The sequence below is a fragment of the Streptomyces sp. MGP-P1 genome, from assembly GCF_057766565.1.
On sequence record NZ_JBYMEM010000007.1, the window covers coordinates 714,997 to 730,550 of the forward strand.

The 15,554-nt window shown below is 72.3% G+C and carries 11 protein-coding genes; all 11 read right to left on the bottom strand.

Annotated elements, in window-relative coordinates; all coding sequences use genetic code 11:
- Nucleotides 1–27 precede the first annotated feature (27 nt).
- Nucleotides 28–1,389, bottom strand: a complete 1,362-nt coding sequence (locus AC3CH1_RS24835; protein ID WP_488464951.1) for a vWA domain-containing protein — start codon at nt 1,387–1,389, stop codon at nt 28–30.
- A 90-nt stretch (nt 1,390–1,479) separates the two neighbouring features.
- Entirely contained in the window at nt 1,480–2,922 is a 1,443-nt protein-coding gene (locus tag AC3CH1_RS24840) for a PP2C family protein-serine/threonine phosphatase (protein ID WP_488464952.1), read from the bottom strand.
- A 2-nt stretch (nt 2,923–2,924) separates the two neighbouring features.
- Complete coding sequence (locus AC3CH1_RS24845) at nt 2,925–5,768, bottom strand: serine/threonine-protein kinase (RefSeq protein WP_488464953.1); 2,844 nt, start codon at nt 5,766–5,768, stop codon at nt 2,925–2,927.
- Nucleotides 5,765–7,135: a hypothetical protein gene (locus AC3CH1_RS24850; protein WP_488464954.1), complete on the bottom strand. Its 1,371-nt coding sequence runs from the start codon at nt 7,133–7,135 to the stop codon at nt 5,765–5,767. The genes AC3CH1_RS24845 and AC3CH1_RS24850 overlap by 4 nt, the downstream gene beginning before the upstream one ends.
- Before the next feature lie 118 nt (nt 7,136–7,253).
- Nucleotides 7,254–8,291, bottom strand: a complete 1,038-nt coding sequence (locus tag AC3CH1_RS24855; protein ID WP_488464955.1) for a glutamate ABC transporter substrate-binding protein — start codon at nt 8,289–8,291, stop codon at nt 7,254–7,256.
- A gap of 11 nt (nt 8,292–8,302) precedes the next feature.
- Complete coding sequence (locus AC3CH1_RS24860; protein ID WP_488464956.1) at nt 8,303–9,691, bottom strand: hypothetical protein; 1,389 nt, start codon at nt 9,689–9,691, stop codon at nt 8,303–8,305.
- Between the two features lie 413 nt (nt 9,692–10,104).
- Entirely contained in the window at nt 10,105–11,088 is a 984-nt protein-coding gene (locus tag AC3CH1_RS24865) for an N-acetylglucosamine kinase (protein WP_488464957.1), read from the bottom strand.
- Entirely contained in the window at nt 11,079–12,344 is a 1,266-nt protein-coding gene (locus AC3CH1_RS24870) for a 6-phospho-beta-glucosidase (RefSeq protein ID WP_488464958.1), read from the bottom strand. The genes AC3CH1_RS24865 and AC3CH1_RS24870 overlap by 10 nt, the downstream gene beginning before the upstream one ends.
- A 2-nt stretch (nt 12,345–12,346) precedes the next feature.
- Entirely contained in the window at nt 12,347–13,258 is a 912-nt protein-coding gene (locus tag AC3CH1_RS24875) for a carbohydrate ABC transporter permease (protein ID WP_488464959.1), read from the bottom strand.
- A 3-nt stretch (nt 13,259–13,261) separates the two neighbouring features.
- The gene (locus AC3CH1_RS24880; protein WP_488464960.1) at nt 13,262–14,203 is read right to left on the bottom strand and encodes a carbohydrate ABC transporter permease; all 942 of its coding nucleotides are present in this window, start codon (nt 14,201–14,203) and stop codon (nt 13,262–13,264) included.
- A gap of 6 nt (nt 14,204–14,209) precedes the next feature.
- Nucleotides 14,210–15,541, bottom strand: a complete 1,332-nt coding sequence (locus AC3CH1_RS24885) for an ABC transporter substrate-binding protein (RefSeq protein WP_488464961.1) — start codon at nt 15,539–15,541, stop codon at nt 14,210–14,212.
- Nucleotides 15,542–15,554 lie beyond the last annotated feature (13 nt).

Sequence of the window (15,554 nt, forward strand, 5' to 3'; positions counted from 1 at the left end):
CGGCGGTCGTCCGACGACCGTGCCGTGCTACTTCTTGACGCGAACGGTCTTGGTGGAGCGCGTTTCGAGGGTCATCTCGTCCGCTTCCGCAACCTTCGCCTTCAGTCGCACAGTACCTGTCGCGGCATCGACGACGTCGACCACCTTCGAAAGCAGTTTCGCAGTGTCCTGGTTCCCGGACGCCGACGCCAGCTGCACCGCCCGGCCCAGTTTCGCTGTCGCGCCGTCGAAGTCGCCGGACTTGCGTGCGTCCAGGCCCTGCTGGATGACCTGTGCCAGTTCCGCCTGACCCGTGTAGTGCGCGACCTGCGGATTGATCGAGGTCGAGGCCACCATGTCGTCCGTCCACACGGCCCGTACGAGCCCCTGCGACAGCGTCTGCGGGGCGCCCGCGCCCGAGGGGTCGGGCAGGACCAGCGAGACCCGGGCGGCCAGCATCTCCTGGCCGATCCCGGCCTCCGGCACCAGGACGCACACGTGGTAGTCGCGCGACTCGTCGCCCCAGGAACCGGTCGGGTAGTCCCCGGCCCGGGGGCCCGCCCCGGTCCGCCGCCCGGTCAGGTCCGCGACGGTCGGCGCGACCTGCTTCACGAACCGGATCTCCACCCCCACCGGCGTCCAGAGCCGCAGCGCCACGTCCGCGACCTCCTTGCCCATGGCGTTCTCCATCATCCGCGTGAAGTCCGCGGCCAGGCCCGCCGGGTCGGCGACGATGTCGGCGGTGCCGAGGAGGGCGGCGGCGATGCCGGTGACCTCCTTCACCTCCCAGTCGGTGCCCACTCCGCGGGCGTCGCAGGTGAACCGGCCCGCGCAGGAGTCCAGCGCCGCCCGCAGGTCCTCGGGCGCCTCGTGCTCGTTGCGGCCGTCGGTCAGCAGGATGCCGTGCCGGATGTCCACCTCGGCGGCGCCCAGCAGCCGGTCGGCCAGCCGCAGCCAGGTGCCGATCGCGGTGCCCCCGCCCGCGCTCAGCTTCCGCAGGGCCTCCTTGGCCTGGGCCCTCGTCTGCCGGTCGGCGACCGCGAGCCGCCCGTCGCCCGGATAGACGTCCTTGGCCACATGGGTCCCGGCGACCACCGCGAACCGGGTGCCCTCGCGCAGGGCGTCGATGGCCGCCGCCGTCGCGTCGCGCGCGTTGCGCATCTTCGTCGGGGGGTAGTCCATCGAGCCCGAGCAGTCGACCATCAGCACCACGGCCGCGTCGGGGCCCCGCCCAGGCTCGTACGCGGGCGCCGGCGCCGAACCCGCCAGCGGTATGCCACCGGTGGTGCCACCGCCGGTCGAGGTCACGGTGACGATCGCGTTGACCTCACGACCGCCCTCGGGCAGGAACGCGTTCTGGTACACCTCGACGGAGAACTGCGGCACGTTCGACTTGGAGAAGTTGGCCATCTGGTCGGCTCCTTGAGGCTCCACAGGGGATCAGGCGAAGAGGGGACGCGAGCGGCTGACACGGGGTCGGGGCAAGGACGGGGAACCGGCTCAAACGGTGTCGCAGGCCGATCCTGCCCCCTGCGGCCGTACGGCGAACGGCAGAAGCGCCACTGTTACGTTGTCGTGGCCCCCGCCGTCGAGAGCGTGCCCGACGAGCATCTGGGCCGCGCGCAACGGCTGTTCCTGAGCGTCGGCCGGGACGGCGGCCGCCATCTCCTCGGCGGATTCCGCGTAGTTCCACAGACCGTCCGTGCACACGACGACCAGGCCGGGCCGGTCCGGCTTGAACGCGGCGGTGTGCGGCTCCAGTTCGTACGCGTCGGCCCCGAGCCAGCCCGTGATGGCGTGGGCGCGCTCGTCCGCGTACGCCTCCGCCTCGTTCATCAGGCCGGCTGCCACCATCTGCGCGGCCCAGGAGTCGTCCTCGGTGAGCCGGGCGGTCGGCCGGGTCCGGTCCTCCGGCACCCAGTAGACCCGGCTGTCGCCGACCCAGCCGACGATCAGCAGACCGCCCGCCATGATCGCGCCGACCAGGGTGCAGGCCGGGGCGTTCTGGTGGCGGTGCGCGTCGTGCTCCCGCGCCCCGGCCGGTTCCTGCGCCAGGGCGTTGACCGCCTCGGACGCGGCGACGATCGCCTCGTGCATCGCCGTCTGCGGATGCGTACCGCGCGGCAGGGACTCCAGCAGCGCCTCGTTGGCGGCGCTCGCGGCGGCGGCCGAGGCCTCGTCGGGACGGCTGGCCGAGGAGACGCCGTCGCAGACGATCGCGACGACGGCGGGCGAGCCGTCCGGCAGCGCGGTGGACGACACGGCGAAGGAGTCCTCGTTGCGGTGGTGGCGCAGGCCCCGGTCGCTGACGGCGGCCACCGCGTCGAGCTCCTGCTCCATGTGGTCGCGCTCACGGGGCTGGGCGTGCCCGCAGTTCTCGCAGTAGCCGTCGGGGTCCACCCGGCCGGAGCGGCAGGCCACACAGACCTTCGCCCCGGGGGCGGCAGCGGCGGCGGGCGCGGCGGTGTGCTCCGCCGTCCGGGGATCGGGCGCGGCCAGCGCGAAGTCCCCGGAGGCCTCCGCACCGCCCGGGTCCGCCCGGTGGTCGTGGCGCGCCCGGGCGGCCGCGGCCTCCGGCCCACCCGCCGACGCCGGCTCGGGCGGCGACGCGGCGCCCCGGCCGGACGCCGTGTCCGGCCCCGTCAGCGGCCTGCCGCCCGAGTCCGTCCCGGGCACGTCCGCCGGACGGACCACGGGCGCGGGCACGTCCGAGCTGTAGGTCTCCTCGGCGGCGGGCCACCGCACCGCACCGGCCGCCGGAGCGGCCGGAGCGGCCGGAGCCGCCGGAGGCACGGTGATGGCCATCGTGGGCCGGTCGTCGGGGCGCGCCGGAACGGCCGAGAGGTCGTAGCCGCACACCCCGCAGAACAGATCGCCCGCAGCCGGCGGTTCCTCGCAGCCCGGGCACTTCGGCAGGGCGGGCTGCTGGTGGCTCTGTGACATCTTCACACCCACGTCCGGGGGCGGAAACGGTTGGCCCGCTCCACCAGTTCGATCCTCTCGTCGCCCCGCTGCGCGAGCCGGGCGAGCATCCGGTACGAGCGTTCCAGCCCGAACCGCAGCCCCCGCTCGCTCAGTTCGGCGCCGAGCAGTTTTCCTGCCCCGGACGAACCGGCGGCCGGTCCGCCCAGCCCCGGGACACCGGGACTACCGGAGAGTACCCAGTCGAGCGCCTTGCCCAGTACCTCGGTCGACAGCTGCTCGTGACGCACCGGGTCCAGACCGAAGGCGGCCAGCGCCGCCACCTGGACGCCGGCGGCCGTCAGGTCGGCCAGCAGCGGCTCCCGGTGCGAGCGCTCGCGCAGCCGCGCCCGGACGGCGGCGACCCGGGCCGCCGTGTAGTGGATCGAGGCCTCCGGCACCGACTCCAGGGTGCTCACCGCCCCGGCCCGCTCACCGGCGGCGATCTGCACCCGGGCCAGGCCGAACGCGGCGCTGACGAACCCCGGGTCGGTCGCCCACACCAGGCGGTAGTACTCGGCGGCGTTGTCCAACTGGCCCAGCACCTCCGCACAGATCCCGAGCGCCAGCTTGGGCGCCATCTCCCCGGGGAACGCGTCGTAGACCGCGTCGAAGGAGAGCGCCGCCGACTCGTGGTCACCGGTGACCAGCGAGGTGACGCCCCGATACCAGACGACCCGCCAGTCGTCCGGGTGTTCACCCTCCAGGGTGGTCAGCGCACGGGCGGCCGAGTCCAGCTCCCGCATCTCCAGCCGGGCCCGCAGCTCCCGCAGCCGGGTCTCCAGCGAAGGGGCCGGCACCGTGCGCAGGGCCGTGATCAGCTCGGCCGGGGCGGAGGCCATGAGACCGGCGAGGAAACCGGCGTTCGGGTCCATCGCGTCGACCCGGGGGACCGGCAGCGCCAGTGCCGTGGCCCGCGTGTCGAACAGGGCGAGCAGGACGCCCCCGGAGGTCGCCCCGAAGGGGCCGTACGGTCCGGTCGCGACGTACGGCCCGGACGTGCCCGGGGCCGGCTCCGCCGCCCGGGGCGCCGGGACCGGAGCCTGCGCCGGGGGAGCGTACGCGAGCGGGGCGCCGCCCTGCGCCGAGCCCCGGACATGGGTCGGCGGCGCCGCCAGCGCGGAGGCCCCCGCCGGACCCGACGGGCGGGCCCCCGCGGGGCCGGGCGGCTGGGCGCCCACCGGCAGCGCCCCGGCCACCGCGGACGTCACGGCCCCCGGAGCGACCGGAGCCGCGCCGCCGTGGGGCTGCCACGTGCCGCCCTGCGCCGGAACTCCGGACGGCGGGCTGCCGCCGCCCTTGCGGCGGCCCCGGAGCCCGCCCCGCCCGGAGCCGGTCTCCCGGCCGCCCAGCCGCGAGACGTCGTCCGTCTGCCGGGCGAACAACTCGGTGTCGATCACGCGTAGTTCCGCACCGAACAGCGTCGACAGAGCGGGACGCGGCCGGCCCGTCTGGAGCGCCACGACCTCCCGCAGCACCCCCGTAAGCTGCTCGGCCATCTCAGCGGCGGAGGCGAACCGGCGGGCCGGGTCCGGGTCCGTGGCGCGCACCAGCAGCCGGTAGAACGACTCGTAGGTGCGCAACACCTCGATGTTGTCCGGGTCCGGCAGCGAGTCCACGAAGACGTTCGTGTACCCCTGGAAGTCGAAGGTGAGGACCGCCAGCGTCCGGGCCACCGTGTAGAGGTCGGAGGCGACCGACGGGCCCACTTCCGCGACCTCGGGGGCCTGGTAGCCGACCGTCCCGTAGATGGCCGACTCCTCGTCGTCCATCCGGCGCACCGCGCCCATGTCGATCAGCTTGAGCTGGTCCTCGGTCTGGATCGCGTTGTCGACCTTGAAGTCGCAGTACAGGAGGTTGCGGCTGTGCAGATGACCGAGCGCCTCCAGCGCCTCGATCCCGTACGCGCAGGCCTGCTCGACCGGCAGCGGGTCGCGCTTCCCGGCCGGGGTGCGGCGCTCGTTGGCGATCTCCTTCAGCGCCTTGCCGCCGACGTACTCCATCACGATGTAGCCGTCGAGCGAGCCGGTCCGCTGGTCCAGGTGCTCGACGAAGTTGTAGATCCGGACGATGTTGGAGTGCTCGATCTCGGCGAGGAAGCGGCGCTCGGAGATCGCGGCGGCCATCGCGTCCTGGTCGCCGGTGTCCAACAGGCCCTTGAGGACCACCCAGCGGTCCGAAACGGCCCGGTCCACCGCCAGGTAGACCCAGCCGAGCCCGCCGTGCGCCAGGCAGCCCACGACCTCGTACTGGCCGTGCACGATGTCGCCGCCGGTCAACTTCGGCACGAAGGAGTACGGGTGGCCGCACTTGGTGCAGAAGCCCTCGGTGCGGCCCGGCCGCTCTCCGCGCGAACGGCCCACCGGCGCACCGCAGTCCGAACGGGAGCAGAACCGCTTGCGCTCGGGCACCTCCGGGTTCTCCATCACCGCCGTGCGCGGATCGGGCCGGGGCACGTCCGGGACCTCCACCAGACCGACGCCGAGCCGCCCCCGGGCCGAGGCCGCCGACGTCGAGCCGGAGGAACGCACCGAGACCGAACGGGAGGTGGACGCACCGGACAGCGAGCGCGACAGCCGGCCGGAGACCGAGCGGCGCGAGGTCGACGAACGGGAGGAGGCACGTCCCGAGGCGCGGGAGCCGGACCGCCCCGACGAACTGTCCCTGTTGCTCGTCCGGCCGCCCCCGGCGATCCCGGTCGGCGGCGAGGAGACCATGCCCGTCGGCGAGACCACCGGAGCCAGACCGCAGGTGTCGCAGTACAGCTCACCGCCGCCCATGTCCTCGTAGTTCCCCTCGCACGCGGGGCGCTGGCACTGCGTACTCATCGTGTCTCCCCCTCTTCGCCGGCGCCGGCGCCTGTGCCCGTGGACCGCCGGTCCTGCGGTCCGTCGGGCCGGCTCGGCGTCAGCGTCTCCGCGACCGCGTGCTGGTAGCGCAGGACGGCCTGCTCGGCGACCCGCAGATCGCACGGCGCGCTCCACAGCATGCGGCGCGCCACGTCGTACCGCTCGATCAGCACCGGATCCTCCGCCAGGCCGTGCCGGGCCACCTTCGCCTTGTACGCGTCGAGCCGGCCGCGCAGCTCCGCGCGGACCGCCAGCGGGGCCGTCACGGAGGTCAGCGACTCACGGGCGCGCAGCAGTTCGTCCTCGGCCTCCTGCTCCAGCGACTCCAGCAGCGGCGACAGCCGGTGCCACTGGGCGTACCTGCGGTGGTCCGACGCCGCCGCCAGCCGCTCCTGGAGGGCCGTGGGCGGGCCGCTGACCGCGGGCACCTCGGAGGCGGCGATCTTGGCCAGCACCTCGCCGCGTGCCGCCCGTGCCTCCGTCAGGGTGCGGTCGGCCCGCGAGAGCACGTCCCGCAGCCGCACCAGCCGCGCCTCGGCGTCCTGCCGGACCGCGAGCACCGCCTCGATCTCCCGCCGTACGTCCTCCAGGGCGCGGGCCGCCCGGTCGTAGCGCGAGGTGTCGGGCCGGCCGCCGCCCGGCGCGGCGCTGCCGGGCCCCGGCAGCCAGAACGCCAGCGGGTCGGAGATCACCTGCACCCGCAGTGTGGCCAGCTCCTCGGTGATCTCCGCCAGGTCGTCCCCGGCGGGATGCTCACCGGGCCGCACTCCCACCGAGTGCGCCAGCGAACGCGTCCGGTGCAGCTCGGCGGCGAGCAGATCGATCCGGGCGGGCAGCGCCGACCACACGGAGTCGGAGGAGACGACCATGTCCAGGGACCTGGCGTACAGCTCGTTCATCCGGGCGACGAGCTCCTGGAGGGAGAACCGCTCGGAGAGCCTGGCAGGACCCGCGGCCGAAGGCGGCGGCACAGCACCCGGGTTGGCGACGGTGACGGCGTCGCCGCGCAGGAGCTCGGTCAGCGCGGTGAGGTCCTCCCGGTTCGGATGGCGCCGCCGCGCACGGATCTCCCGGGCCTCGGACAGGGCGCCGGCGTACGCGTCGAAATAGCCCCACAGCAGGGTGATCGACTGCTCGGTCACGGCCCAGCGCTCCCGGGTGACGCCGGTCAGCTCGGCGCCCTCCAGGAGCCGGCGGCCGGCATGGTCCTGGAGCGCGAGGAGCGAGGTCTCGATGGCCTCGTGCTCCGCACCGAGCCGGGCCAGCGCACGGTCCGCCTCCTCCCGGTCCATGACCGGTCCGGGGGGCCTCCCCGTGAAGCCGGGGAAGGATCCCGCGACGCCCATCGATCACCTCTCCGCTCTCCCCGCCGGGCCGGTGGGCCCGGCGGGATCGGTCTGTCTCGGTCTGCCGGCCCCGTCCCGGTCCGCTCGCCCCGGTCCGCACGCGGGGGTGCGCGCCGGGTCAGTCGCCTCGGTACTTGGGGGCGGGTGGGCCCGCTATGCCGGGCAGCCCGGCCTCCAGCCACTTGCGGTACGACTGCATCCAGGAGCTGTTGTCACCGCCCGCCCGGTAGTCGACGAGGACCTTGTTCACCCGGGCCACCAGGTCGTCGGCGCCCTTCTTCGTCGCGACGCCGTAGTACTCCGTGGTGAACGGGGCCTTCCCCTTGAGCTCCACCGCCGGGTCCTGCGCCGCCTGACCGGCCGCCAGGGCGTTGTCCGTGACGATCGCGTCGACCTCGCCGAGCTGGAGCCGCACCAGGCAGTCCAGCTGGTTGGGCACGGTCAGCAGGTCCCGGTCGCGCTCGGTGCCGTCGAAGTCGTCCTTGTAGAGCGCCCCGAACGACTTCCTCTCCAGCGCCTCGTACGCCGTGGAGCCCTCGGCCGAGCAGACCCGCTTGCCCTTCAGCGACGTGTCGTAGCCGGTGATCGTCGACCCCTTCGGGGCGAGCACCTGCTGCCCGGCCTGGAAGTAGGCGGTGGAGAAGGAAACCTGCTCCAGCCGCTTGCAGTTGATCGTCATCGTCCGGACGACGACGTCGACCCGGTCGTTCTCCAGGGCGGCGATGCGCTGGTTGGTGGGGATCGCGCGGAAGATCACCGCGTCCGGGTCGCCCAGGATGTCCTTGGCGATGGCCCGCACCAGATCGATGTCGAACCCTTCCAGCTCCCGGGCCTCCGGATTGCGGTAGCCCCAGCGGAAGCTGTTCTGGTCGACGCCCGCGATCAGCTTGCCGCGCTCCTTGATCTTCTCGATGCTGGGGCCGTCGGCACCCGACGCGGGCAGGCTCGCCTCCGGTTCGGTGCACTCCTCGGCCCGTGCCCGGTCGGCCGTCACCGCTCCGCCGCCCGGGGTGTCCGCTCCGGCCGCCGCGCCGCTGTGGTGGGCCAGCGGCAGCAGGGTGAGCGCCGCGGTGACCGCGCACGCCGCCGCCATCCCCGCCACGCCGCCCCAGCCGCGCAGGCCGCCGCGTGCGGAACGCTCCTTCGACCTGCTCATCGCTGCCCCTCTCACCGGTACTCCGAGAGCCTGCGGTTGACCCCGACGATCACGGCGGCGGCCCCCAGGACCGCCAGCGCCGCGGCGCCGGTCGGCAGGCCCCGCAAAGCGCCCCGCCCGTCCTCCGCCGCCGCGGTGAACTCGTCCTGCTCATGGGCGAGCGCCTTCTCCAGCGCGGCGTCCACCCGCTGGAAGGACTGCCCGGTGGAGCCCTCGGCCCCGATGATCTGCTCCAGGGCGCCGTCGTAGTCCCCGCGGTCGTCCGTGGCGCGGGCCTCGCGGTGGCGGGCCCGCCACTCGGCCACGCCCTTGGTCGCGTCGAGGACCGGCGCGTTCCCGCTCTCGTCGTCCGCGAGCCGGTCGGCCTTCTCCAACCGGTCCTGCACCGCCTTCATCCCCGTGCCGTAGTCCGCCTCGTACTGGTCGGCGGAGCCGTCGGGGGTCAGCACCGCACCGCGCGCCACCAGGGTGAGGTTCTCGTTGGCGCGCGCCTTCAGGGAGTTGATCCGCGCGTCGTTGAGCACATCCAGGGACGCCTGGCCGTGCACCATCGCCGACCGCAGCTCCGTACGCGCCACCGTGTGCCCCACGGCCAGCCAGAGCAGCACCACCGAGGCGGCGGCCGTGGCCGCCAGCAGACCGTGGTTCAGCACCCGGTTCGTCCGGCGGTAGGTGCGCCGCTGCATCCACCCCAGCGCGCCGAGCACCAGGATCCCGGCGCCGAGCGACAGGAGCGGCCACTGCCGGGCGTCGGCGGAGTCCGTCTCCAGGCGGCCCGTCTCCGCCGCGTACAGCCGCTCGGCGGCCGGCAGCATCTCGCCGGTCATCTTCTGGTTGGCGTACCGGAGATAGGCGCCGCCCAGCGGCAGGCCCTGGCGGTTGTTGGCGCGGGCGCGCTCGATCAGGCCCGTGTAGACCGGGAGCAGCTTGTTGAGGGTGGCTATCTCACGGCTGGACGCGCTGTCGGAGTCGGTGCTCCCCGACGCCTTCACCAGCAGCCGGGCCGCCTCCTCGATGTCCTTCCGATACTGCTCGTGCACGGCCTCGGGCTCCTGCGCACCCGCGAGGAACCCACTGGCCGCCGTCGTGTCCGCGTCCGCCAGGAAACGGTAGATGTCCGCCGCGTCGGCGCTGAGCGGCTGACTGCGGCTGACCACGTCGTCGGCCGACGACGCCCGCGACGAGATCTCCAGGGTGGTCACCGCGCCGAACGCCACGACCAGCAGGGCCAGGACGGCCCCGATGAGCTGGAGCCGGCCGGGCTCGGTCGTCGCCACGGCGCGCAGGCGCTCCGCCTGCCCGGCCCACGTGGTGCGGCGCGGTGCGTCCATGCCGGCGTGCGCGGACACCGGGTCCGGCGTGCGCAGCGTCTGCGTGCCGCCGCTCGGCGGGTGTGTCACTCGACCTCCCCCTCGGTCACTGACGGCGGGCCCCCGCCCCCGGCCCGGGGACGCGCGCCCGGCCAGAAGTATGGCCCCGGCGGCGGACATCCACACCGGGAACGGCTGTTTCCCGTAGCGCCCCCCACACCGGTCCCGACGTAAGTCCCCGCATGAGCCCCCACATGAGTCCCCGCATCAGTCCCCGCATTCGATCAGGACGGACGCGGCCGATCAAGGCAAGCGGGACAACGTGCCCTGATACATCCCCCTAAGACCCGCCGGCGAACGGACTCCCCATCAGGTACACGTTCCAGGCGCCCGATCGGTTCCCTCGCGCCCCGCGCGTGCCCGGCGTTCACCCGTACGAGGAACGTCCCCCCACGCGAACCGCGTGAGGGGACGCCCCCGGTGACGTACGACGTGCTCGGTCCTCAGACGTACTGCGCGCGCAGCCTCCGGTGGACCTGCGGCGCCGCGCCCGTACGGTCCAGGCCCAGCAGCGCCGCGCCCAGCACCGGCGGCTCGGACACGACGCGCACCTCGGCCTTCGGGGCGCGTGCCGCGAGGAGTTCGGTGATCCGGTCGTTCAGCTGCGGATGGCGCGCGGCCAGCACGCTGCCGCCCAGCAGCACCGGAACCTCCTCCGCCAGCAGACCGAGCCGTCCCAGCGCGACCGAGGCCATCGCCACCACCTCCTCGGCCTGCCGCTCCACCAGCGCGAGGGCCACCGGGTCCCCGCCCGCGGCGGTCGCGAACAGCACCGGTGTCAGCTCGTGCCGCCGCGCCGACGGGATCCCGCCCCGGTGCAGCGCCTCGATGAGCGCGTACATCGAGTCGAGCCCGAAGTGGGCGGGCAGCGCACGGGCCAGCTCGGACGGTTCGCCGCGCCCGTCCTCGGCGCGCGCGGCGAACCACAGCGCCCCCTCGGCGAGCCCCGAACCGCCACCCCAGTCACCGGATATGCGCCCGATCGCGGGGAAGCGGGCGGTCCGCCCGTCCGGGGTCATGCCCACGCAGTTGATCCCGGCCCCGCACACCACCGCGACGCCCCGGGGCTCGTCCACCCCGGCGCGCAGGATCGCGAAGGTGTCGTTGCGCACCTCCACCGAGGAGCCCCAGCCGCGGGCCCGGAGGGCCCCGGCCAACTCGGCCTCCTCGACCGGCAGATCGGCGTTGGCCAGGCACGCGGAGACATGGGCGGACGCGCCGAACGGGCCACCGGCGTCCGGCAGCTCCGCGACGGCCCGCTCCAGCGCGGCGGCCAGCCCGTCGATCGCCGCCTCCACCCCGACCACGGGCGGCTGGAAGCCGCCGCCGCGCGCCGTGGACAGCACCGTGCCGTCCTCGCCGACCAGTGCCACGTCGGTCTTGCTGTTGCCCGCGTCGATGGCGACGACCGACACGTTCACGCCCACGCGAGGTGCTCCCGGTTGTGCGCGATCAGCCGGTCGGTGAGGCCCTCGGCGTACGCGTACTGGCCGATCAGCGGGTGGGCGAGGAGCGCCTTGAAGACCCGGTCCCGGCCACCCCGCAGCGCGGCTTCCAGGGCGAGGTCCTCGTACGCCGTCACGTTGGCGATCAGCCCGGCGTACAGCGGGTCCAGCGCCGGTACGGCCAGCGGTGTCGCGCCGTCGTGCCCGACCCGGGCCTGGACCTCGATCACCGCGTCGTCCGGGAGGAAGGGCAGGGTCCCGTTGTTGTACGTGTTGACCACCTGGACCGGGGAGCCGCCGTTGCCCAGCAGGGAGGCCGCCAGGTCCACGGCCGCCTCGGAGTAGAACGCGCCGCCGCGCTTGGCGAGCAGCTCGGGCTTCTCGTCCAGCGTCGGGTCGCCGTACATCGCGAGCAGTTCCTTCTCCATCGCCGCGACCTCGGCGGCCCGGGACGGCTTGGTGCCGAGCTCCCTGACCACCTCGTCGTGGGCGTAGAAGTAGCGCAGGTAGTACGAGGGGACGACGCCGAGCCGGTCGACGATCTGCCGGGGCATGCGGAGGTCGTCGGCGATGGCGTCGCCGTGCTCGGCGAGCAGCTTCGGCAGGACGTTCTCGCCGTCCGGGCCGCCCAGGCGGACGCCCAGCTCCCACGTCAGGTGGTTGAGCCCGACGTGGTCGAGGTGCACCTCGGAGGGGTTCACGTCCAGCAGCCGGGCGAACTTCCGCTGGAAGCCGATCGCCACGTTGCACAGGCCCACGGCCTTGTGCCCGGCCTGGAGCAGGGCGCGGGTGACGATGCCGACCGGGTTGGTGAAGTCGATGATCCAGGCGTCCGGGTTGGCGCGGCGGACCCGCTCGGCGATGTCCAGGACGACGGGCACGGTGCGCAGGGCCTTGGCGAGGCCGCCGGCGCCGGTGGTCTCCTGGCCCACGCAGCCGCACTCCAGCGGCCAGGTCTCGTCCTTGTCGCGCGCGGCCTGTCCGCCGACGCGCAGCTGGAGCAGGACCGCGTCGGCGTCGGCGACGCCCGCGTCGATGTCGGTGGTGGTCGTGATCCTCCCGGCGTGGTCCTGCTTGGCGAAGATCCGCCGGGCGAGACCTCCCACCAGGTCCAGACGGTCGGCCGCCGGATCGACGAGCACCAGCTCCTCGATCGGCAGCGTGTCCCGCAGCCGGGCGAATCCGTCGATCAGTTCAGGGGTGTAGGTGGACCCGCCACCCACTACTGCGAGCTTCATAGTCAGCCCTTTACTCCGGTCAGTGTGACGCCCTCGACGAATGCCTTCTGGGCAAAGAAGAAGACGGCGATCACGGGGGCCATGACCAGAACGGTCGCGGCCATGGTCAGGTTCCAGTCGGTGTGGTGTGCGCCCTTGAAGGATTCGAGGCCGTAACTGAGCGTCCAGGCGGCCGGGTTCTCGGAGGCGTAGATCTGTGGTCCGAAGTAGTCGTTCCAGGCGGCGAAGAACTGGAAGAGGGCGATGGCCGCGATGCCGGGCTTGGCCATCGGCAGGACGACCTTCATCAGCGTACGGAACTCACCGCAGCCGTCGACCTTGGCGGCGTCCAGGTACTCGTTCGGGATGGTCAGCAGGAACTGCCGCAGCAGGAAGATGGAGAACGCGTCGCCGAAGGCCATCGGGATGATCAGCGGCCACAAGGTGCCGGACAGGTCCATCTGCTTCGCCCAGAACAGGTACATCGGGATGATGATGACCTGCGGCGGCAGCATCATCATCGAGATGACGAGCATCAGCGACAGCTTGCGGCCCCGGAAGCGGAACTTCGCCAGCGCGTATGCCACCGGGACGGACGAGACGACGGTGAGGACGGTGCCGACGCCCGCGTACAGCAGGGTGTTGCGCCACCAGGTCAGGAAGCCCGGGGTGTTGAAGACCCGCTCGTAGTTGCCCCACTCCCAGGTGTTCGGGGTGAGGTCGCGGGTCAGCGCCTGCTGGTCGCTCATCAGCGAGGTCAGCACCACGAAGACGAACGGGAGCACGAAGAAGAGCGCGGCGGCGATCCCGAGCGAGTGCACGGCGATCCAGTGCAGCAGCGCCTTGCGCCGGGCGGTGCGCGCGGCGGGGGTCAGCGGGGAGTTCTCCGGGGAGGCGGTGGTGGTCTTGTCGACGGCGTCGAGGAGGTGGGTCATGGCTCAGTCACCGGCCTGGATCAGGTTGTTGCGGCCCCGCATCAGCAGCGCGGTGAAGGCCATGGCCAGGGCGAACAGGACGAGGGCGACGACGCAGGCCGCGCCGTAGTCGAAGCGCTGGAAGCCCAGGTTGTAGACGAGCTGCGGGAGCGTCAGTGTCGACTTGTCGGGATAGCCGGGTTCGAAGGACTGCCCGGAGCCGCCGATGACCCCGGACGCGACCTTCCCGGCGACGAGTGGTTGCGTGTAGTACTGCATCGCCTGGATGACGCCCGTCACCACGGCGAACAGCACGATCGGCGAGATGTTCGGCAGGGTCACGAAGCGGAACTTCTGCCAGGCGGACGCGCCGTCCAGCTCGGCCGCCTCGTACTGCTCGGTCGGCACGTCCAGCAGCGACGCCATGAAGATGACCATCAGGTCCCCGATGCCCCACACCGCGAGCATGGTGAGCGCCGGCTTGGACCAGGTGGCGTCGTTGAACCAGCCCGGCGTCGGCAGCCCCAGCTCCCCGAGGATCGCGTTGACGGGCCCGGTGCCGGGGTTGAGCAGAAAGACGAAGGCGAGCGTCGCGGCGACCGGAGGGGCCAGATAGGGCAGGTAGAACAGGGTCCGGAAGACCCCGGTCCCCGTCTTGATCTTCGTGATCAGCATGCCGATGCCGAGGCCGAAGACGACCCGGCAGGTGACCATGACGAGGACCAGCCACAGCGTGTTGCGTAGAGACGGCCAGAACATCGGGTAGTCGCTGAAGACGTACGTCCAGTTGGTCAGCCCGTTGAAGACCGGAGCCCCGAAGCCGTCGTACTGCGTGAAGGAGAAATAGACGGTCGAGACCATCGGATACGCGAAGAAGACCGAGAACCCGATCAGCCACGGCGACATGAAGGCCGCTGTGCGCAGCGCCGACCTGCGGCGCTTGGAGCGGAGTGTGTGCGTTGTCATCGGTGGCTACTTGGCCTTGGCGATGTCGGTGTCGATCTGCTTCGCGGTCTTCTCCAGACCGGCCTGCAGGTCCTTCACCGCGCCCTTCTCGTACTGGTAGCCGAAGTCCTGGATCGTCTGCTGGTACGTCGAGCCGTTGACGGCCCCGTCGGGAGTGTTGGACTTCGGGTGCTGCGCGATGTCCAGGAAGGTCTTGAAACGCGGGTCGAACTTCAGGTCGGGGGACTTCAGCGCCTCGAAGGTGGAGGGCACGTTGCGGATGCCGTTGGCGAAGGCGACGACCGCCTCGGTGTCGCTGGTCATGTACTTCACCAGCTCCCAGGCGGCGTTCTGCTTCTTGCTGGCCGGGGCGATGCCCACGATGGTGCCGGAGAGGAAGCCCTTGCCGTAGCTGTCGGCCTCGTCGTCGGCGACGGGCATCGGCGCGACGCCGATCTCGAAGCCGGGCTTCGTTTCCTCGGCCATCCCGAGCCGCCACTCGCCGTCCAGCTGCATGGCCACCTGCCCGGTGTGGAACGGGTGCTTGGCGCCCCACTCGTCACCGAAGGTGCCCCGGTACTTCTCCAGCCTGTCGTAGCCGCCGAGGTCCTCGACGAGCTTCTTCTGGTACGTGAACATCTCCGCGAACGCCGGGTCCTTGGCGATGTTGGACTTGCCGTTCTCGTCGAAGTAGGTGTGGTCCCACGAGGACAGGTAGTGGTCGGCGACGGTCTCGTAGCCGTGGAAGGTCGGCATGAAGCCGAGCTGCTCGTAGCTGTCGCCCTTCTCCACCGTCAGCTTCTTGGCGACGCTCGCCAGCTCCGACATCGTCTTCGGCGGGGCCTTGATCCCGGCCTTCTCGAAGGCGTCCTTGTTGTAGTAGAGGCCGTAGGCGTCGGTGAGCAGCGGCAGGGCGCAGCGCCTGCCCTCGAACTGGGTGTAGTCCAGGAGGACCTTCGGGAAGGTCTTCTCCAGGTCGAGCTTCGACTTCTCGATGAACGGCTTCAGGTCCGCGAACGCGCCGGACGAGCAGAACTTGCCGACGTTGGCGGTGGTGAAGGAGGAGACCACGTCGGGCCCGTCCGAACCGCCCGCGCGCAGCGCCTGGTTGAGCTTGTCGTCGTTGATGTTGCCGGAGACCTTCACCGTGATGTTCGGGTGGGCCTTCTCGAACCGGTCGATGTTGTCCTTGACCGCCTTCACCTCGGCGGGCGCGCTCCAGCCGTGCCAGAAGTTGATCGTGGTCTTCGCGTTCGGGTCGTCGGAGGCGCCGGCCTCGGACTGGCCGGTACACGCGGTGGCGAGCACCGATATCGCGGCGACGGCGACGGCGGTGGTGGTGAGACGGCTTGTGCGCATGACAAAACTCCCA